Consider the following 20,072-nt stretch of genomic DNA (forward strand, 5'->3'; position numbering starts at 1 on the left):
ACGCCGCCCGCGGCCCAGCCCACGCCACGTCCGGCGGCGCCCGCCGCCACGCCACCTGCAACGACCGCGACCGCGCCCGCGCCGGCCGCCCGAACGGAGTAAGCCGCCATGCCCGGTCGCCGTCCGCATTACATCCTGCTGCCCGTCAGCCCGCTGTTCATCGCCTTCAGCCTGGTGTGCGCCTTCATGCTCAACCTGATGCCCTGGGGGCGCTGGGTCGGGGCGCCCGACTTCGTCGCGCTGGTGCTGGTGTTCTGGGGCATCCACCAGCCGCGCAAGGTCGGCATCGGCGTCGCCTTCTGCATGGGCCTGTTGATGGACGTGCACGACGCCAGCCTGCTGGGCGAGAACGCGCTCGCCTACACCGTGCTGTCCTACCTGGCCATCATGATCCACCGCCGCGTGCTGTGGTTCCCGCTGCTGACCCAGGCCTTGCACGTGTTCCCGCTGCTGCTGCTGGCGCAGGCCATCCAGCTGGTCGTGCACCTGGTGGTCTCCGGCCGCTTCCCCGGCCTGCTGCCGTTCGTCGAGAGCGTGGTGGCGGTGGCGCTGTGGCCGCTGATCACCTGGCTGCTGCTGGCGCCCCAGCGGCGCGCCGTCGACCGCGACCATACCCGCCCCATCTGACCAGGTTTGCCCAGGAATGACCGAGTTCAAGGATAGCGACCGCGAGATCCACCAGTTCCGGATGCGCCTCACGGCGCTGGTGGCGCTCGTCTTCATCTGTTTCGGCCTGCTGGTCGCGCGCGTGGTCTGGCTGCAGGTGCTGCACCACGACCAGTACGCGGCGCAGGCCGAGGACAACCGCATTGCGCTGGTGCCGATCGTGCCCAACCGCGGCCTGATCGTGGACCGCAACGGCGTGGTCCTGGCGCGCAACTATTCGGCCTACACGCTCGAGATCACGCCGTCCAAGCTGCAGGCCGACATGGAGTCGGTGATCGACGAGCTGGCCAAGCTGGTCGAGATCGACGCGCGCGACCGGCGCCGCTTCAAGCGCCTGCGTGAAGAGTCGCGCAGCTTCGCCAGCATCCCGCTGCGCACCCGCCTGACCGACGACGAGGTGGCGCGCTTCACCGCCCAGCGCTTCCGCTTTCCCGGCGTCGAAGTCCAGGCGCGCCTGTTCCGCCAGTACCCGATGGGCGAGGTGGCCTCGCACGTGATCGGCTACATCGGCCGCATCAACGCCAAGGAAGCCGCCGCGATCGAGGAGGGCGACGACGCCGCCAACTACAACGGCACCGACCATATCGGCAAGGAAGGCGTCGAGAAGCGCTACGAGCGCCAGCTGCACGGCATCACCGGCTACGAGCAGGTCGAGCGCTCGGCCGGCGGGCGCGCGATCCGCACGCTCAAGCGCACGCCGCCGGTACCGGGCAGCAACCTGATCCTGTCGATCGACATCGAGCTGCAAAAGATCGCCGAGGAGGCCTTCGGCGACCACCGCGGCGCGCTGGTGGCGATCGAGCCCTCGACCGGCGACGTGCTGGCCTACGTCTCGCGGCCCGGCTTCGATCCGAACCTGTTCGTCGACGGCATCGACTACCAGAGCTGGAACGAGCTGAACACCTCGCTCGACCGGCCGCTGATGAACCGTCCGCTGTCGGGCACCTATCCGCCGGGTTCGACCTTCAAGCCCTTCATGTCGCTGGCGGCGCTCGAGCTGGGTTACCGCCGTCCGCAGGACGCGATCCGCGATCCCGGCTTCTTCATCCTGGGCGGACACCGCTTCAACGACGACAAGCCGGGCGGCCACGGCATCGTCAACATGTACCACTCGATCGCCCATTCGTGCGACACCTATTACTACCAGCTGGGCAACGAGATGGGGATCGACAACATCTCGAAATTCATGAGCGAATTCGGCTTCGGCCATCCGACCGGGATCGACCTCGATCACGAAAAGACCGGCGTGCTGCCGTCGAAGGAATGGAAGGCCGAGCGCTTCAAGCGCAACCGCGCGGCCCAGAAATGGGTGGGCGGCGACACCATCTCGATCTCGATCGGCCAGGGCTTCAACAACTACACCATGCTGCAACTGGCGCATGCGACCGCGATCCTGGCCAATGACGGCGTGGTGATGAAGCCGCACCTGGTCAAGATGGTCGAGGATGGCGTGACCCGCGAGCGCACCCTGACCGTGCCCAAGGAGACCCGGCGCCTGTCGATGAAGCAGGAGCACCTCGATTTCATCAAGGATGCGATGGCCGGCGTGATGCGCGAAGGCACCGGGCAACGCGCGTTTTCGACCGCCACGTACACGTCGGCCGGCAAGACCGGCACCGCGCAGGTGATCGGCCTGCGCGGCAAGAAGTACGACGCCAACGCGATCGACGAACGCCATCGCGACAATGCGCTGTTCACCGCCTTCGCGCCGGTCGAGCAGCCGCGCATCGCGCTGGCGATGATCGTCGAGAACGCCGGTTTCGGCGGCGTCGTGGCGGCGCCGATCGCGCGCAAGGTGCTCGACTATGCGATCCTCGGCAAGCGTCCTGCGCCGCCGCCGGAGCCGAAGGATAGCGCCCGTCCCGCCACCGTCAAGGCGGCCGCGCCGGCCGCTGCAGCCGCTGCGCCCCAACCTTCGGCCCCCGCCACCGCCACCCGAACCGAATAAGCCATGGCCCATATTCCAGAACGGCGCTCGCTGCGCCGCCGCCTGCGCCCGTACTTCACGGTGTTCGACCTGCCGCTGACCCTGATCCTGGCCATGCTGGTGACGATCAGCATGGTCACCATGATGTCGGCCGGCGCCGATTTCCCGGACCGGGTCGAGCACCAGATCCGCAACTTCCTGCTGTCCTTCGCCGTGATGTGGGTGGCCGCGAACATCGCGCCGCAAACCCTGATGCGGCTCGCGGTGCCGGTCTATGCGGTCGGCGTGGCCCTGCTGGTCGCGGTCGCGCTGTTCGGCCTGATCAAGAAGGGCGCGCAGCGCTGGCTGCACATCGGCGTCATCGACATCCAGCCGTCCGAGATCATGAAGATCGGCCTGCCGCTGATGCTGGCCTGGTACTTCCAGACCCGGGCCCAGGTCGCCGGCTGGAAGCATTACATCGTGGCCGCCGTGATCCTGATGATCCCGGTCGCCCTCATCATGGAGCAGCCCGACCTCGGCACCTCGCTGCTGGTCGCGTCGTCGGGACTGTACGTGATCTTCCTGGCCGGCCTGTCGTGGAAGGCGATCGCGGCGGTGACGGCGAGCGTCGTGGCCTTCCTGCCGATCGGCTGGTCGATGATGCACGACTACCAGCGCCAGCGGGTGATGACCCTGATCGATCCGACCTCCGACCCGCTGGGCAAGGGCTTCCACATCATCCAGTCGATCATCGCGATCGGTTCCGGCGGCGTGACCGGCAAAGGCTATATGCAGGGCACCCAGGGTTACCTGGAATTCGTGCCGGAACGCACCACCGACTTCGTGTTCTCGGTGTATTCCGAGGAGTTCGGCCTGGTCGGCAACCTGTTCCTGCTGTTGGTCTACCTGCTCTTGATCGGACGCGGCCTGATGATCGCGGCCAATGCGCCGAACACCTTCGGCCGCTTGCTGGCCGGTTCGATCGCGATGATTTTCTTCACCTATGCCTTCGTCAATATGGGCATGGTTTCAGGAATATTGCCTGTCGTGGGGGTGCCGCTGCCCTTCATGAGCTATGGCGGCACGGCCTTCATCACGCTGGGCCTCGGCGCCGGCATCCTGATGAGCATCCAGCGGCATCGCAAGCTGGTGCAGACCTAGGGAAGCGCTGATTTATTCATGGCGGCGGTCTTGGCACGGAAAAAAGGCGCCCTGCTGCGTTGTAAATCCTCGCCATACCACGCGGTATGGCTGCGGTTTACGCCTTGCCGGGCGCCTTTTTCCGTCGCCAATCCCATCCGTCAGAATAAAACAGCGCTTCCCTAGGACGGCCAAGCCGTCCACGCGTCTAGCGCACCCGGCCGCCGCGCGCCCCGGGGCCTGCCGTGTGCACCTCGGTCAGCAAGGCCATCAAGCGGGAAATATCGACCGGCTTGGTGAAGAAATGGTCGAAGCCTGCCGCGAAGGCCTTGTCGCGGTCGGACTGCTGGCCATATCCGGTGACGGCAACCAGCACCGGAGGCGGCAGCCGCGGCATCGCGCGCAGCCGGCGCGCCAGCGCGTTCCCATCGAGCTCGGGAAGGCCGATGTCGAGCAGGCAGATATCCGGCCTGATCGTCTCGACGTTGTCGAGCGCCCTCACCGAGCTCAGTTCGACCACGACGTCATGGCCGGCCGATTCGACCAGCATCGACAGCATGGCGGCGGCGTCGGCATTGTCGTCCACCACCAGCACTTTCAGCCCGCCCGCCGCCGGCGCGAGCCCCGTGGCGGAACCGGCGCTGCCGGCCGGCGCGGCATCGGGTTCGATCCGCGGCAGGGTCACGGTGAACCGGCTGCCCTGTCCGGCGCCCGCGCTATGCGCGCCGACGCTGCCTCCGTGCAGCTCGACCAGGTTGCGCACCAGGGCCAGGCCGATGCCCAGCCCGCCCTGGGTCCGGTCGGCATCGCGCTCGCCCTGGGCGAACAGATCGAACACGCGGCCGACCAGCTCGTGGGCCATGCCGATGCCGTTGTCGCTCACCGAGATGGCGACGTCGCGCTCCCGCACCTCGACCCGCATGTCGATCGCGCCGCCCGGCGGCGTGTACTTGGCCGCATTGTTGAGGAGATTGGCGAGCACCTGCACCAGCCGCTTGCGGTCGCCGCGAACGTAGGCCTTCCCCGCGCGGCAGATGCAGCGCAGCGCATGCTGGCGCTTTTCCATCAGCGGGCGCGCCTGCTCCTCGGCGTCGGCGATGACGTCGTGCACATCGATCTCTCTCTGTTCCAGCGTGATCAGGCCGCGGGTCACGCGCGAGATATCGAGCAGGTCGTCGACCAGCGCGGTCATGTGCGCGACCTGGCGCTGGATGACGGCGCTGGTCCGGCGTATCTTGTCCTCGTCGAGGCGGGCGGCGGCGAGCAGGTCGGCCGCGGCGCTGATCGGCGCCAGCGGGTTGCGCAGTTCATGCGCCAGCATCGCGAGGAATTCGTCCTTCAGGCGGCTTGACAGGCGCAGCGCTTCTTCGGCCCGGGCCCGCTCGATCGCGTCCCAGGTGCGCTCGGCCACGTCGGCGATGATCTCGAGTTCACCCGGCGTCCAGCGGCGCGGCACCGAATGGCCGACATTGAAGTTGGCGCGCAGCTGGCCACCCCGGTTCAGCGGCATGACGACGACCGACTGCATCCCGAGATCCTGGTAGGCCTGCGCATGCCCGGCCAGGTGCGGGTCGGCCGCGATGTCCTCGGCCACCACCGCCCGCGCGGCGCGCAGGCTTTGCAGCAGGTAGGGACTGAACGAGGCCACCGATCCGTGCATCGGCAGGCCGGGCAGGGCGGGCAGCTCGCCGCCGTGCGTCCATTGCGCGGGAATGTGGAAGCAGCCGGCCTGGTCGTCGATTTCGGCGTAATAGGCGCGCGTGACGCCCAGGTGCTGGCGGATCAGCCGGGTCGCCGTGCCGATGATGTCGTCGGTCGTCGCCAGCCCCCTCAATTCGTCGGCCAGGTTGAGCTGGAAAGCGCGCCGGCGTTCCGCCATGACGCGCGCGCTCGTCTCGACCGCCGCGGTGAACATGCCGACGACGGCGCCCGAAATATCGCGGATCGGGCTGTACGAAAACGTGAAGTGGCACAGTTCGGGGTAGCCGTTGCGCAGCAGTTCGAGCGGCATGTCCTCGCCCCTGACCGCGATGCCGTCGTTCATCACCTGGTCGACCATGGCGCCGATCGTCGGCCAGATTTCGGGCCAGGTTTCCCGGGCCGGGCCGCCGAACGACGCCGGGTGCTTGCTCGAACCGAGGATCGGCCGGTAGAAATCGTTGTACAGCTGGATCAGGTCCGGGCCCCACCATATCGCGATCGGGAACTGCGATTCGAAGCAGACGTTCACCTGCAGCCGCAAGGCGTCGGGCCAGGTGGATGGGTCGCCCAGGCAGGTGCGCGACCAGTCGGTCTGCCGCAGCAGGGTCACGGTGTCGCCGTTACCCGGCAGGTGATCGAAAATATGCGAAGCGTGCAACATGGTTGAAAGCGGACAGACCGGCGATGCCGCAGTATGCCCTGTTTTTTTGCGCCGGAACCACACTTTCGGAACGATCAGGGCACGCGGACGTCTTGCCAAAACGGCCATTATCGCATTCCGGCTTGATGCCTGCATATTGATGAGTCTGGCAAGACAACGTAAACTGGGGGTCGACCTAACACGATGGAGGACGGCCAATGGGCGTTCGTACAAGCTTCCTGGCGGTCATACCGGTTGCCATTCTAGTATCGGCCTGCAGCAGCACGGGAGAGCATAAAAAGCTCAATCCTTTCCCCTGGCCGCACAAGCCGACCGCCAAGCATGGCAAGGCGCCCCAGCTGCCGGCCGCCAAGTCGGGCCGCGGCGGCTACTACAAGGACGACGGCCCGGGCGACGACATCCCCGACGGCCTGCTCGACGTGCCGGACGCCGTGGTCAAGGCCGAGCCCTTCAACAAATGGACCAGCCGTCCCTACACGGTGCTGGGCAAGACCTATACGCCGCTGGGAAATGACGAGCGGTACAGCGCGCGCGGCGTCAGCACCTGGTATGGCGTCAAGTTCCACGGCCAGCGCACGGCGTCCGGAGAACTGTACGATATGTACAAGATGACGGCCGCGCATCCGACGCTGCCGATCCCGTCCTATGTGCGCGTGACCAGCCTCGACACCGGCAATTCGGTGGTGGTGCGCATCAACGACCGCGGCCCCTTCCATTCCAGCCGCATCATCGACGTCTCGTACACGGCGGCGCTCAAGCTCGGGCTGCTGGGCAAGGGCAGCCATGAAGTCGAGATCGAGCGCCTGTTCCCGGGCGATCCGATCGTCCCGCCGGCGCAGATCGCGGCCGCGCGCCGCGAAGTCGCGTCGATCGCGCAATCGGCGCCGCCCGAGATCGAGGCGCTGATGCTGGAAGACCGGATTCATTCCGACAGCGCGGCGCTGGTGAGCCAGGCAGAGCCGGTGTCCGCGCCCGCGCCGGCCGGTCGCTTCTTCATCCAGCTCGGCGCCTATGGCCGCGCCGGCACCGCCGAGGCGATGGGAGAAAAGATCGCCGATGCCGGCGTCGAGCTGGGCAAGCTCGAAGTGGTGAAGGTGGGTTCCCTGAATCGCCTGTACGGCGGCCCCTACGCCAGCCGCGCCGAAGCGATGGAAGCCATGCGTGCGCTGCCGTCCAGCCTCGGCTTCAAGCCGATCGTGGTCCAGCGCTGATCGCCCCCTCGTCGAACGCGGCGCGCTGAACCTCCGCGCCATGAAAAATGGCCGGCGAACCGGCCATTTCTTCGAGCGGAAAAGAAGCGCTTATGCCTGTGCGGCGGTGCGGCGGCGGCGCAGGAAGCCGATGGCGGCCAGGCCGGCGCCGGCCAGCAGGACGCTCGACGGCTCAGGCACTTCGCCCGGCTCTTCAGTCGGCTCTTCCACCTTGGTGTAGTCGAGCAGGAGCTCGGAGTTGGTGAGCATCAGGTCGCCGAGCACTTTCAGCTTGAACGTCAGTTGGCCATCGTTCAGCAGCGCGTCGATGATGGACTGGTTCGTCACGGTGCCGCTGATGGTGAACTCACCGGTGTACGCCTTCTTCACGGTCGTCGTCGTGGTCGTGGTATCCGAATATTGCGAGTGCGATTGTTTGCAGATGAAGAAGAACCATTTCGTGCATTTTTGGCCGTCGTAAATTTCCTGGAAGCTCGACGGGGAGGTATAGCTCGACTCGAAGAGCTGGGTGCTTCCGCTTCCGAGCAGGAAGTCGCCGAACCACAGGGCGGCGCTCTCTTGTTCACCGGTATAGGTATGGGTATTGGTGACCGTCACATCACGGGTGCTCTTGCCATTCTTGACCTTGCCGTATTCGCCTTCGTCGCGGTCGCTGGTCGAGGTCAGTTTCATCAGTTCGCCATCGTCCTTGAAGGAGAACGAATACGACAGGCTATTGAAGGTATATTTTTCTGGCAGCGGCGTATCGTTGATGAAAGCGACTTTGTAGCTGCCCTGATCCAGCATCCCGTTGGCCAGCGAGCCGTTCAGCGAAATGGGTGCAGCGGCAGCGGTGGTCGACAGCGTGGCAGCGGCGAGCAGCAAGGCGGTGATGATCTGTTTCATGGTTTCCCCTCGGAACGTCAAATTATATTGGAACAACTTAATTTGATATAGAGCAAATAGTGTGCCAAGGATATAAGTGTTTGTTTTGGTTAATTAAAATTTCTTGAGGAAAATTAAGTGTAAAGATATTCGACAGCTTGCGGGTGGTCAACTGCACACCGCATAAAAAAGCGCGCCATGTGGCGCGCTGGATGGATGCGATACACGACCGCGACGTTATTCGCAGTTGCGCAAGTCGGCGCCGGAGAAGTTGCCGATGAGCGTGGAAAGCCGGTTGCGCGCACCGGCATCGATCGCCTGGTACTGGTAGGCGGGGCGCATGACTTGCGGGCCACGCGGCAGCACCCGCACACCGCGCACACCCTGGCGCTGCAGTTGCGCCACCAGCTTCTGGGCCGCGCTGTCGGTCTTGAACACGCCCAGCGAGATCGCCCAGCGCAGCGGCGAGTCGCCCTGCATGATGTAAAAATTCTCGACACCGCGTTCCTTGAGCTCGGCGGCGCGGCGCTGGGCGCCTTCGCGGCCGCCGTTGGGAGGCAGGTAGACCAGGCGGCTGGTCACTTCCTGGAAGGGGACGTCGACCCGCGACTGGCGCGCAGCGAGGTCCAGGCTGGCCACCCGGGTTTCGAAACGGCGGGCGTCGGCGGCGCTGAAGGGACCGGCCTGGACGCAGGCGATCAGGTCCGGCGCCACGGCGGCCGGCGGCGCCGGCTCCGGCGAGGGCGCGGCGGCGGATGGCTCGGCGCGGGCTTCGGCGTCGCCGGCTTCCATGGCCTCGGCCTCGTCCAGCGCGCGCTTGGCCTCGACCGCCGTCAGTTGCGTGATGCGTTCGGGCGCCAGCTGGTTGTTCAGCCGGCCTGGCTCGCGCTCACCGGCGCCGGGCTGGCCCAGCATGCCCTGGCCATACGCCAGCAAGGCCGCGTTCGCGGCCAGCAGCGCCCAGAATACGAATTTCAACACCGTGCTTCCCCCTCTCTCCAGGCGGTCGCCGCCTGCAGGCCGACCAGCACGATATTATCGACCACCCTGTGCGCGACCTTGAGCGCGGGCGCGATGGTCGGCGCCGCGCCGCCCGAGACGATGCAGGAAGAGGCGCCATGTCCGGCCACGGCGCGCTCGATGGCGCCGGCCTGGGCCGACAGCACGCCGGAGAGAATCGCGTCGTTGGTATTGTCGCCAAACAGCGCCGGCACGGCGCCAGGGACTACCTGCGGCAGCTGCGCCGTGTTGCTGGCCAGGCTGGACGCCATCAGCGCCAGGCCGGGCAGGATCATGCCGCCCACGAACAGGCCGTCGGCGCTCACCGCGTCGACCGTGGTCGCGGTGCCGCAGGTGGCGACGATCAGGTTCTGCCTGGGCGCCAGGGCGCGCGCGCCGATGGCGGCGGCGAAGCGGTCGCAGCCCAGGCGGCCGGGGTCGCGGTAGCCGTTGCGCAGGCCGGCGCGCTCCACGCTGGAGGCGAACCATTCGACCTCGATCCCGGCCGGCAGCAGGGCCGCGATGCGCCCGGCCAGCTGTGGGCCGGCGACGTTCGACACCAGCGCGCGGGTCACGCCGGCGCTCGCCCATCGGGCAGCTGCTTCGTCCAGCTGCGCATGCAGCACGGCGCCGTGCAGGCGCCACGCGCCGAGGGCGCTGCCGGCGTCGGCCAGCGCCCACTTGACGCGGGTATTGCCCGCGTCGACCAGCAGCATCATGTCTTCACCCGCAGCGAGACGTCGCCGGCCATCACGGTGATGCGGCCCTCCGACGTGTCGAGCAGCAGGCGGCCGCTGTCGTCGACGCCGGCGGCGCGGCCCTCGTGCCGCACCGCGCCGTGGTCGAGCAGGACCACGGTCTCGCCCTGCCAGGCGTGGCGCAGGTTCCAGCGCGCGGCGAAGGCGGCGAAGCCGCGCGCGGAAAACTCCGCCAGCGCCGCGGCCAGGCCGTCGAGCAGGGCCGCCATCAGGACGTCGCGCTCCATGCGCGCCAGCCAGGGCACGCCGGCCGCGCTGCGTCCCAGCTGCGCTTCCATCTCGTCCGGCATCAGGAGATTGAGGCCGATGCCGATCACGGTCCAGGTGCCGCCACCGGGCGCGGACTGGGTCTCGACCAGGATGCCGGCCAGCTTGTCGCCGTCCTTGAGCAGGTCGTTCGGCCATTTCAGCTGGACTTGCTGGCCCAGCGCGCCGAGCGTCTCGGCCAGCGCCACGCCGATGGCCAGCGGCAGGCCGCTAAGAAGCTGCGGGCCGCCGTCGAATTTCCACGCCAGCGAAAAGGTCAGCGAACCTTCGGGCGAAGACAGCCAGCTGCGGCCGGCGCGCCCACGGCCGGCGGTCTGGTGTTCGGCCACCAGCAGCAATGGCGCTTCGAGCGTCGCGGCGCGCGCCAGCAGGTCGGCATTGGTGGAGCCGGTCTGCGCCACGACGTCGACCGCCACGCCGGCCTTCGACAGCGCGCGGATGGCATCGGCGTTCATGCTTCCCCCTGGCGCTGTTTGGTCGGCGCGCGCGCGAACAGGCGGTCGAACAGGAAATTGGGCAACAGGCGCAGCAGCTTGGCGACGACGCCCATCTGCCAGGGCAGGACGCGGTAGCTGTCGCCGCGCGCGATCACGGTGGCGGCTTGCGCCGCGAAGCGGTCGGCGGGCATCAGGAAGGGCATGGGAAAACGGTTCTTGCTGGTCATGGGGGTGTCGATATAACCGGGGGCGATCGTCACCACCCGGATGTTGGTCGCGCGCAGCTCGACCCGCAGCGCTTCGCAGTAGCTGTGCACGGCGGCCTTGCTGGCGCAGTAGGCGCCGGCGCCGCGCATGCCGCGCACGCCCGCCACGCTGCCGATGCCGACCAGGCGGCAGGGCGTCGCCTGCTGCCGCATGACGGGAATAAAGGGGGTGAAGGTGGCGACCGTGGCGCCCACGTTGGTGGCGAACACCGCGTCGAACACGGCCAGGTCGGCCGCGCGGTCGGTGAGCGTGCCGTGCGAGATGCCGGCGCTGGCGATGACGACGTCGGCGCCGCCGTTGGCGGCGATGAAGTCAAGCGCGGCCGCGGCCAGGCCGTCGCGATCGAGCACGTCGACCGCGTAGATGTGATGCCGTTCCGGGTGGGGCAGCGAAGCGGCCAGCGCAACCAGGTGGTCGCGCCGCCGCGCCAGCAGGCCGAGCGTGGCGCCGCGCGCGGCGTATTCGCGCGCCAGGGCGGCGCCGATGCCGCTCGAGGCGCCGGTGATGAAGACGCGCTCCGTCCGCGTCGACATGGGCTTAGCGCTGGTTGCGCACGATGGCGACGTCGATGCCGCTGTCGAGCAGCTTGGCGCGCGCCTTGTTGACGGCTTCGACTTGCGAGTAGGGGCCGACCCGCACCCGGTGCAGCACGCCGCTGTCGGTGCTGCGGTCGGTGATGGCGGCCTCGAAGCCGAGCAGGGCCAGCTTGGCGCGGGTGTTCTCGGCGTCCGACATCTCGCGGAAGGCGCCGGCCTGCAGGTAATAGATGTAGCCGTCGGTCACGGCCGCCGCGCCGGAGGCGGGGGCGGCGGTGTTGACCGGGCCCGGCGGCGGTGGCGGCGCGCTCGGGCGCGGCTCCTGCATGCCGGCGATGGCGGCGCCCAGCGGGTCGGAGTCGGGCTGCTGCTGTGGCGACGGCGCCGGCACGCTCGCCGGCGCGCTCGGCTGGGCCGGCGTTTGCGGCACCGGCGCCCGGTTGCCGTACATCGGCTTGTTGGGATCGGACGCCTGGCTCGGCTCGAGGTCGGCCGGGCGGCCCATCTTGTTGGAACGGTCGGTGAACGGCGAGGCGCCCTTGGTGATCACGAGCGCGACCGCCACCGCGATCCCCAGCCCGATGATCAGGCCGACGATGATGCCGGTCAGGGTGCTGCCGCGTTGGTAGCGTTGGCTACGCTTCGAGAAGGTACGGATGACGGTCATGACGCTTTCTGGTGATGAGACGTTGGGCTTCGGTTCCAGTGCTGCCTGCACTTTAGGGCACTTCGAAAAACCTGCTGCGCGTTGCAGTTTCGGTCGGGCCGCGTAGGTCTGCGATGCTCACCGTACGGCCGTACGGTTGCGCTTCTCGACCGAAACTGCTGCCGCTCGCGACGGTTTTTCGAGGCGCCCTTCACATCTTGTCCGGCGCCGAGACGCCGATCAGGGCCAGGCCGTTGCGCAGCACCTGGCGGGTGGCGGCGGCCAGCGCCAGGCGGGCCAGCTTGAGCGACTCGTCGTCGTCGAGCAGCCACTTGTGCGCGAAGTAGTAGCTGTGCAGCTCGCCGGCCAGTTCGCGCAGGTAGAACGCGACCTGGTGCGGGCCGAGTTCTGCCTGCGCGCGCTGCAGCATCTCGGGATAGGCCGCCAGCTTGGCCAGCAGCTGCGACTCGTGCGGTTCGGTCAGCGGCGACAGATCCGCCTTGGCCAGGCTGGCGACGTCGCCGCCCCAGTTGGCCAGCGCCGAGCAGATGCGCGCGTGGGCATACTGCACGTAGTAGACCGGATTCTCGTCATTGGTCGCGAGGGCGACGTCAACGTCGAACACGAACTCGGTGTCGGCCTTGCGCGAAATCAGGAAGAAACGCACCGCGTCGCGGCCGCGCGTGACGTCGCCATTGCCCGACCATTCGATCAGGTCGCGCACGGTGACGTAGGAGCCGGCGCGCTTGGAGATCTTGACCTCTTCGCCGTTCTTCATCACGGTGACCATCTTGTGCAGCACGTAGTCGGGATAGCCCTGCGGGATGCCGATATTCACCGCCTGCAGGCCGGCGCGCACGCGCGCGATGGTGCCGTGGTGGTCGCTGCCCTGGATGTTGATCGCCTGGTCGAAGCCGCGGCGGAATTTCTGGATGTGGTAGGCGACGTCGGGCACGAAATAGGTATAGGTGCCGTCGGACTTGCGCATCACGCGGTCCTTGTCGTCGCCGTAGTCGGTGGTCTTGAGCCACAGGGCGCCGCCGTCTTCATAGGTCTTGCCGGCATCCACCAGGGCCTGCACCGCGGCTTCCACCTTGCCGTCGGCGTACAGCGACGACTCGAGGTAGTAGTTGTCGAACTTGACGCCGAACGCCTGCAGGTCCTGGTCCTGCTCGTTGCGCAGGTAGGTCACGGCGAAGCGGCGGATCGATTCGATGTCATTCACGTCGCCGCTGGCGGTGGCGGGTTCGCCGTCGCTGGCCGACACGGTCTTTTTGGCCAGGAAGTCGGCCGCGATGTCGGCGATGTAGTCGCCGTTATAGGCCGACTCCGGCCATTCGGCGTCGCCCGGCTTGAAGCCGCGCGCGCGCGCCTGCACCGAGGTGGCGAGGGTGGCGATCTGGACGCCGGCGTCGTTGTAGTAGAACTCGCGCGTCACTTCGATGCCCTGCGATTCGAACAGCGACGACAGCGCATCGCCCAGCGCGGCCTGGCGGCCGTGGCCGACGTGCAGCGGACCGGTCGGGTTGGCCGAGACGAATTCGATGATCGCATGGTGGCCGCTGGCGGCGCCGGCGCGGCCGAAGGCTTCACCCTGCTCGAGCACGCTGCGCACCACCGACTGCTTGGCGGCGGCGGCCACGCGCAGGTTGATGAAGCCGGGGCCGGCAATCTCCGCCGATTCGATCAGGCCCTGCGCGCCCGGCTCGGCCTGCAGCGCGGCGACCAGGCGGGTGGCCAGTTCGCGCGGATTGGTCTTGAGCGGCTTGGCCAGCTGCATGGCGATATTGCAGGCGATGTCGCCGTGCGAAGGATCGCGCGGACGCTCCAGCACCACATTGGGGGCCAGGTCGGTGCCGGCGACGATCGGGGCGAGGGCTGCCTGGAACAGGGCAACGATTTGTTGTTTTTGTTGGGCGAGCATGGGAATGGTCGAAAAATTAGGTACTACGGATGGACGGCGCCTATTATCGGGAAGACGAGCAGGCAAACAGTGAACATTATACTAGTTTGATGCCACGCTTTGGCTGGCCACGGCGTTCGCGATTGGCGGTTCAACAACCATATTAAGCGTCGCCAAAGGCATAACCGTTACAATGGGAGCCCATTTTCGCAACATTTTATTCGCCATGACTGACAAGCGTCCAACGCTCACCCTGAAACCCAAGGCCAGGCCCGCCGCCGACCGGCGCGCGCCAGGCGCGGTCGGCCGCAACCCGGTTCCGGCCGGCGCTGCGGCAAAGGGTCCTGCGCGGGGGCAGGGCGGTCATGGCAAGCCCGGTCCGAGCGCATCAGGCCAGCCCCGGCCGGCAGATCCCGACCGCCGCCCGGTCGGCAAGCCGCCTCGGGCGCAGGGTGGCGACTTCCCCGGCCAGCAGCCGCGTGCGCAGCGTGAAGAAACGCCGCGTCTGCGCCAGAGCCACGAAGTGAAAGTCGCGCCGCAGCGCGACTACCGCCCCGACCTCAAGTCCGATTCGCTGGCGCTGGCGCTGCTCGGCGCCGCCAGCGCCGTGGCGCGCGTGCGCGGGGGCAGCGCGCTGCCGCAGGCCCTGGCTGCCGTCTTCGGCGCCTACGACGCCACGCCGCAGGCGCGCGGCGCGATCCAGGACATCGCCTACCGCACCATGCGCCAGCTGGGCCGCAGCGAGACCCTGCTGGGCCTGATGACCAGCAAGGCGCCCGAGCCGCCGATGCTGGGCGGCCTGTTGTGCGCGGCGCTCTCCCTGCTCGATCCGCCCGAGGGCCAGGCGGCCCCGTATGAGGCCTTCACCGTGGTCGACCAGGCCGTCAACGCGGCCGCGGCCCATCCCGATTTCGCCCATGCCAAGGCCATGGTCAACGCCGTGTTGCGGCGCTTCCTGCGCGAGCGCGAGGCGCTGGTCGCAGAAGCCCTGCGCGAGCCGCTGGCGCGCTTCAATTATCCGCAGTGGTGGATCGACACCATGCGCGCGGCCTATCCGCGCGACTGGGAAGCCGTGCTCGAGGCCGGCAACGTCCATCCGCCGCTGACCCTGCGCGTCAACCGCCGCAAGACCGATGTCTCTGCCTATCTGCACGCCCTGAACGAAGCCGGCCTGCAGGCCGAGCAGGTGGGCTTGACCGCGGTGCGCCTGGCCCAGGCCATCAACGTGGCCCAGATCCCGGGCTTCGCCGACGGCGTGGTGTCGGTGCAGGACGCCGGCGCCCAGCTGGCCGCGCCGCTGCTCGACCTGAAGGACGGCATGCGCGTGCTGGACGCCTGCGCCGCTCCCGGCGGCAAGAGCGGTCACATCCTCGAGACCGCCGACGTGCAGCTGACCTCGGTCGACGCCGACCCGGCGCGCCTGGCGCGCGTGGGCGACAACCTGGGCCGCCTCGGCCTGGACGCGACGCTGCTGGCCGCCGATGCCGGCAGCCGGGACTGGTGGGATGGCCGTCAATACGATCGTATCCTGGCCGACGTGCCGTGCACCGCCTCGGGCATCGTGCGCCGCCACCCGGATATCCGCTGGCTGCGCCGCAAGTCGGATACATCCCAACTTGCAACACTTTCTTCCAAAATACTCGACAATCTTTGGCAGATGTTGCTGCCCGATGGTAAATTGCTGTTCGTGACATGTTCGCTCTGGCCCCAGGAATCGGAGGCGCAGGCAGCCGCTTTCGCGGCTCGCCACGACGCAGTCCGCCTTGATGCGCCGGGCCAACTCCTGCCGCTCGGCGGCGCCGGACAGGATCATGACGGTTTGTTCTACGCCCTGTTCCAGAAGAAAGCGGCGTAAGTTCTTTTACACTACGCGCATTTTTTAAGGCCCCGGCTCACCCGTGACGTTACGACTTTTACGCCTCCTCGCCTGCCAGCTGCTGCTGGCGCTTGCGTGCGTTGCTGCGTGGGTACCGGCGCAGGCGGCCGACGGGATCGAGATCAGCCGCGCCGCGATCGAAGCGAGCGACGACGGCTACCGGCTCAACACGGTCTACGATTTCGAGCTCAATAGCGGCCTGCGGGATGCGCTCCAGCACGGCGTGCAACTGCATTTCACCACCGAGATCGAGCTGGTGCGGCCGCGCTGGTGGTGGCGCGACGAGCGGGCGGTGTCCGCCAAGCGCACCATCCGCATTTCGTATGACGTGCTGACGCGCCAGTATTACGTGACGGTGGTCGGCTCCTTCCAGGAGCGCTTCCAGACCTTCGAGGATGCGATGTTCATGGTGCGCCGGCCGACCCGCTGGCTGATCGCGCCCAAGGGCAAGCTCAAGCCGGGCGAAGTCTACGAAGTCTCGCTGCGCATGTACATGGACCGCGAATACCTGCAGAAGCCGCTCCAGGTCAACGCCCTCAACGATTCCGACTGGCGCCTGACGTCCAGCCGGAAGACCTTTACCTATCGTGCAGAGTAGACCGGTCAACCAGGTCTTGCGCTACGCCCTCGTCGTGGGCTGCGCGGTAGTGTGCATCCTGCTGTTCCTGCTCGCGTCGGCCTCGGCCAATTCCGAATTCCTTGGCCGCTACTACGGCTGGCTGATCGGACTGATCGGCGCGGTGGCCTTCGTGCTGCTGGCCTTCGTCGCGGTCGCCCTCGGCCGCCTGTATTCGCGCCACAAGGCCGGCAAGTTCGGCTCGCGCCTGATGGCGAGACTGGTGCTGCTGTTCGCCGGCATCGGCATCCTGCCCGGCGTCGTCATCTTCATGGTGTCGGTGAATTTCGTCTCGCATTCGATCGACTCGTGGTTCGACGTCAAGATCGAGTCGGCGATCGAGTCGGGCCTGAACCTGGGCCGCGCCGCGCTCGACGAATCGCTGGCCGAACTGGGCGCGACCGCGCAGACCGCCGCCGCGACCCTGGCGGGCCAGGGCGACATGAGCGCGCAGCCGGTGCTGGCGCGCCTGCTGGCCGACACCAGCGGCCTGCAGAGCGCGATGCTGGTCGACGAGAAGGGCGCGGTGCTGGCCGCGGCGCTGGAAGACCGCGGCGCCAACCTGGCGGCCGACGCGCCCAACGAACGCATGCTGAAGAGCGCCGCCATGCCGGGCGGGTATGCGCTGGCCGAAGGCGGCGTCGACCGCGACCTGAGCGAAGAGGGGCTCGATGGCGTCTCGAGCGCGCTCGACGCCGTCACGGGCCTGCGCCTGCGCGTGGTGCTGGCCGTGCCCGAGCCGCCCGGCGCGCCGCAGCGCTACCTGCAGCTGCTGCAGTCGGTGCCGGTCAACCTGGCCTCGAACGCCGAGGTGCTGCGCTCGGCCTACAGCGAATACCGCCTGCGCCTGGAAGCGCGCACCGGCCTGCGCAAGATGTACATCGGGATGCTGACCCTGACGCTGCTGCTGGCGATCTTCGGCGCCGTCGGCAGCGCCTTCCTCATCGCCGGCAACCTGGCGCAGCCGCTGCTGGTGCTGGCCGAGGGCACGCAGGCGGTGGCCGAGGGCGACCTGTCGCCCAGGCCGATCGTCCAGACGAAGGACGAACTGGGCACGCTGACGCAATCGTTTAACGCCATGACCGGCCAGTTGTTCGAGGCCAGGAGCGCGGTCGAGCGCAACCGCGCCGCGCTGCAAAGCGCCAAGGCCCACCTCGAATCGGTGCTGGCCAATATGTCGGCCGGCGTGATCGTGCTCGACGCCGAGGGCCTGGTGGTGAACTCGAACGACGCCGCCTACCGCATCCTGCAGGTGGAACCCGGCGCGATGGCCGGGCCGCTGGCGCGGATCCCGGGACTGGAACACTTCTCGAACTGCATCACGCGCGCCTTCTCGGCCCAGAGCGCGCACTCGGCGGCCGAGCGGCGCAAGCGCGCGCACTGGCAGCAGCAGATCGAGATCCCGCGCCGCGGCAGCGGCGACGACCACGACCACGACCTGGTGCTGCTGGCGCGCGGCTCGCGCCTGCCGGTGGGCGCCGACAGCGGCTTCATCGTCGTGTTCGACGACATCTCGGACGTGATCACGGCCCAGCGCTCGGTGGCCTGGGGCGAGGTCGCGCGGCGCCTGGCGCACGAGATCAAGAACCCGCTCACGCCGATCCAGCTGGCGGCCGAGCGCATGCAGATGAAGCTCGAGGACAGCCTGCCGCCGAAGGAGGCCGAGCTGCTCAAGCGCGGCACCACCACCATCGTCAACCAGGTCGACGCCATGAAGCGCATGGTGGACGACTTCCGCGACTACGCGCGCACGCCGCCGGCCATGCTCGAGCAGCTCGACCTGAATGGCCTGATCGGAGAAATCCTGAACCTTTACCTGGCCGAGGATGGCAATGACGTCATCCACGCCAGCCTGGCGCCGAACCTGCCGCGCGTGATGGGCGACGCCACCCAGCTGCGCCAGGTGATCCACAACCTGGTGCAGAACGCCCAGGATGCGCTGGTCGACCGCGGCCCGGACGCGCCGCCCCCGCGCGTGGACGTGAGCACCGAGGCGATCCACTACACCGGCGCCGACGGGCTCGCGGGCACCGCGGTGCGCCTGGCGATCGTCGACAACGGCCCCGGCTTCGCGCCGCGCATCCTGGCGCGCGCCTTCGAACCGTATGTCACCACCAAGGCCCGCGGCACCGGCCTGGGCCTGCCCATGGTCAAGAAAATCGTGGACGAGCACGGGGGCCGGATCGACGTCGGCAACCGCAGCGATGGAACTGGCGCAGCGGTATCGATTTTGCTGCTAAAGTTAGCTTGAGTGTCCTGAAATGAAGATTCATTGAATCAAACCTGATTGTTCAACGAACCTCCATTTCAGGGCATGAGAACTCAGCCCCATCAGCAAACTTGGCTTAAGTGCAAAAAAACTTATAAAATTGCACACGTGACGGGTAGAAGATCAGGAAGGTAGAAACGATGGCGAACATACTCGTAGTTGACGATGAAATGGGCATCCGGGAACTCCTGTCGGAGATTCTCGGCGACGAAGGCCATGCCATCACCCTGGCCGAGAACGCGCAACAGGCGCGCGAGGCGCGTGCGGCCGCGACGCCAGACCTGGTGCTGCTCGACATCTGGATGCCGGATACCGATGGCGTGACCCTGCTCAAGGAGTGGCAGCGCGACGGCATGTTGACCATGCCGGTCATCATGATGTCGGGCCATGCGACCATCGACACGGCGGTCGAGGCGACCCGCATCGGCGCCCTGAATTTCCTCGAAAAGCCGATTGCCCTGCAAAAGCTGCTCAAGGCGGTCCAGCAGGGCCTGACCCGCGCGCAAGAGGTGGCGCGCGCACCGATGGCGCCGCCGCGCCCGATCGCGCCGAGCGCGCCGCCGGTGGCGAGCGACGCCGCCATCGCCGCCCCCAGCGCGCCGATGTTTGCGTCCCCCGGCGTGCAGCCCGGCCCAGGCGTCGGCATGGGCAACGGTACGCGCATGGTGCATGCGGTGTCGCAGGGCGAGGGCACCGGCTATACGCTGTCGTTCGACCTGCCGCTGCGCGAGGCGCGCGACGCCTTCGAGCGCATGTACTTCGAGCATCACCTGGGCCGCGAAGGCGGCAGCATGACGCGCGTGGCCGAGAAGACCGGCCTCGAGCGCACCCACCTGTACCGCAAGCTCAAGCAGCTGGGCGTCGAACCGGGCAAGCTCGCCAAGAAAGGGGGATGATGGCCCGCGCGGCCACCGTCCTCGTCACAGGGTCCAGCGCCGCCGCACGCGAACAGGCGATCGCGGCGCTGCTGGCCGTTCCTCCCGCTGCCGTTTCCGATCCTGGCGCGCCTGGCGCCGGCGCAGCCACGTCGCGCGACTTCAGCGCGGTCATCCTCGAAGGCCTGGGCGTGGCCGCCACGCCGCTCGAGACCGGCCCCGGCATGCAGGTCGTGCGCATCGCTCCCGGGTGTTTGTGCTGCGACGGCAATCTCGTTTTGCGTGTAACATTGAATCGACTGCTGCGCCAACGCCCGGGACGCCTGTTTCTCGGCCTGGCGAGCAGCGAACACCTTGATCAGTTGCGATCGTGGCTTGCAGCGCCGCCATACGATCAGCTGTTGGCACTGAACCCGACCGTCCACGCCTGAAGGCACTTGACGGTCTTGAAATCGGTTCGGACAGCCCCAC

At 67.6% G+C, this 20,072-nt stretch carries 17 protein-coding genes; 9 read left to right on the top strand and 8 right to left on the bottom strand.

The genetic code is table 11. From position 1 onward, the window contains the following. Positions 1 to 108 precede the first annotated feature (108 nt). The 3 genes from mreD to rodA are packed head-to-tail and all read left to right on the top strand — an operon-like array spanning position 109 to position 3,736. A complete protein-coding gene (gene mreD / locus HMPREF9710_RS15380) occupies positions 109 to 627 on the top strand; it encodes a rod shape-determining protein MreD (RefSeq protein ID WP_005667823.1) in 519 nt (172 codons plus the stop codon). Positions 628 to 643: 16 nt separating this feature from the next. After that, positions 644 to 2,614: a penicillin-binding protein 2 gene (mrdA, locus tag HMPREF9710_RS15385; protein ID WP_005667825.1), complete on the top strand. Its 1,971-nt coding sequence runs from the start codon at positions 644 to 646 to the stop codon at positions 2,612 to 2,614. 3 nt (positions 2,615 to 2,617) lie between these two features. Then, positions 2,618 to 3,736, top strand: coding sequence for a rod shape-determining protein RodA (gene rodA / locus HMPREF9710_RS15390; RefSeq protein ID WP_005667827.1), 1,119 nt, complete (start codon positions 2,618 to 2,620; stop codon positions 3,734 to 3,736). A gap of 187 nt (positions 3,737 to 3,923) precedes the next feature. Here rodA and HMPREF9710_RS15395 read toward each other — a convergent pair whose 3' ends face one another. Then, positions 3,924 to 6,077 carry an ATP-binding protein gene (locus HMPREF9710_RS15395; RefSeq protein ID WP_005667829.1) on the bottom strand — a complete coding sequence of 718 codons (2,154 nt, stop codon included), beginning with the start codon at positions 6,075 to 6,077 and terminating at the stop codon, positions 3,924 to 3,926. A gap of 197 nt (positions 6,078 to 6,274) precedes the next feature. Between HMPREF9710_RS15395 and HMPREF9710_RS15400 the strand changes: the two genes are divergently transcribed. Continuing rightward, the gene (locus HMPREF9710_RS15400) at positions 6,275 to 7,288 is read left to right on the top strand and encodes a septal ring lytic transglycosylase RlpA family protein (protein WP_005667831.1); all 1,014 of its coding nucleotides are present in this window, start codon (positions 6,275 to 6,277) and stop codon (positions 7,286 to 7,288) included. A gap of 90 nt (positions 7,289 to 7,378) precedes the next feature. Here the strand turns inward: HMPREF9710_RS15400 and HMPREF9710_RS15405 are convergent, their stop codons facing one another. From HMPREF9710_RS15405 to argS, 7 genes are all read right to left on the bottom strand, one after another. Next, positions 7,379 to 8,173: a PEP-CTERM sorting domain-containing protein gene (locus HMPREF9710_RS15405; protein ID WP_005667833.1), complete on the bottom strand. Its 795-nt coding sequence runs from the start codon at positions 8,171 to 8,173 to the stop codon at positions 7,379 to 7,381. A 216-nt stretch (positions 8,174 to 8,389) separates the two neighbouring features. Continuing rightward, on the bottom strand, positions 8,390 to 9,133 hold the full coding sequence (locus HMPREF9710_RS15410; protein WP_005667836.1) for an SPOR domain-containing protein: 744 nt from the start codon (positions 9,131 to 9,133) through the stop codon (positions 8,390 to 8,392). Further along, positions 9,127 to 9,870, bottom strand: coding sequence for a type III pantothenate kinase (locus HMPREF9710_RS15415; RefSeq protein WP_005667839.1), 744 nt, complete (start codon positions 9,868 to 9,870; stop codon positions 9,127 to 9,129). Before HMPREF9710_RS15415 ends, HMPREF9710_RS15410 begins: the two co-directional genes overlap by 7 nt. After that, a complete protein-coding gene (locus HMPREF9710_RS15420; RefSeq protein WP_005667842.1) occupies positions 9,867 to 10,631 on the bottom strand; it encodes a biotin--[acetyl-CoA-carboxylase] ligase in 765 nt (254 codons plus the stop codon). The genes HMPREF9710_RS15415 and HMPREF9710_RS15420 overlap by 4 nt, the downstream gene beginning before the upstream one ends. After that, the gene (locus HMPREF9710_RS15425; protein ID WP_005667846.1) at positions 10,628 to 11,413 is read right to left on the bottom strand and encodes an SDR family oxidoreductase; all 786 of its coding nucleotides are present in this window, start codon (positions 11,411 to 11,413) and stop codon (positions 10,628 to 10,630) included. The genes HMPREF9710_RS15420 and HMPREF9710_RS15425 overlap by 4 nt, the downstream gene beginning before the upstream one ends. Before the next feature lie 4 nt (positions 11,414 to 11,417). Continuing rightward, complete coding sequence (locus tag HMPREF9710_RS15430; protein WP_005667848.1) at positions 11,418 to 12,083, bottom strand: SPOR domain-containing protein; 666 nt, start codon at positions 12,081 to 12,083, stop codon at positions 11,418 to 11,420. Positions 12,084 to 12,273: 190 nt separating this feature from the next. Next, entirely contained in the window at positions 12,274 to 13,986 is a 1,713-nt protein-coding gene (gene argS, locus HMPREF9710_RS15435) for an arginine--tRNA ligase (RefSeq protein WP_005667850.1), read from the bottom strand. A gap of 205 nt (positions 13,987 to 14,191) precedes the next feature. Here argS and rsmB point away from each other — a divergent pair, with 205 nt between their 5' ends. The 5 genes from rsmB (at position 14,192) to HMPREF9710_RS15460 (ending at position 20,032) form a co-directional block, all read left to right on the top strand. Further along, a complete protein-coding gene (rsmB, locus tag HMPREF9710_RS15440) occupies positions 14,192 to 15,820 on the top strand; it encodes a 16S rRNA (cytosine(967)-C(5))-methyltransferase RsmB (RefSeq protein ID WP_157225625.1) in 1,629 nt (542 codons plus the stop codon). Between the two features lie 43 nt (positions 15,821 to 15,863). Then, entirely contained in the window at positions 15,864 to 16,439 is a 576-nt protein-coding gene (locus HMPREF9710_RS15445) for a DUF4390 domain-containing protein (RefSeq protein ID WP_005667854.1), read from the top strand. Beyond that, positions 16,429 to 18,708 (top strand): sensor histidine kinase, encoded by a 2,280-nt coding sequence (locus tag HMPREF9710_RS15450; RefSeq protein WP_005667856.1) that lies wholly within the window; start codon positions 16,429 to 16,431, stop codon positions 18,706 to 18,708. The genes HMPREF9710_RS15445 and HMPREF9710_RS15450 overlap by 11 nt, the downstream gene beginning before the upstream one ends. 158 nt (positions 18,709 to 18,866) lie before the next feature. Next, positions 18,867 to 19,622: a response regulator gene (locus tag HMPREF9710_RS15455; RefSeq protein WP_005667858.1), complete on the top strand. Its 756-nt coding sequence runs from the start codon at positions 18,867 to 18,869 to the stop codon at positions 19,620 to 19,622. Next, the gene (locus tag HMPREF9710_RS15460; protein ID WP_005667860.1) at positions 19,619 to 20,032 is read left to right on the top strand and encodes a P-loop NTPase family protein; all 414 of its coding nucleotides are present in this window, start codon (positions 19,619 to 19,621) and stop codon (positions 20,030 to 20,032) included. The genes HMPREF9710_RS15455 and HMPREF9710_RS15460 overlap by 4 nt, the downstream gene beginning before the upstream one ends. Positions 20,033 to 20,072: the final 40 nt, after the last annotated feature.

This window comes from Massilia timonae CCUG 45783 (assembly GCF_000315425.1).
GTDB classification, from domain to species: Bacteria; Pseudomonadota; Gammaproteobacteria; order Burkholderiales; family Burkholderiaceae_D; genus Telluria; species Telluria timonae.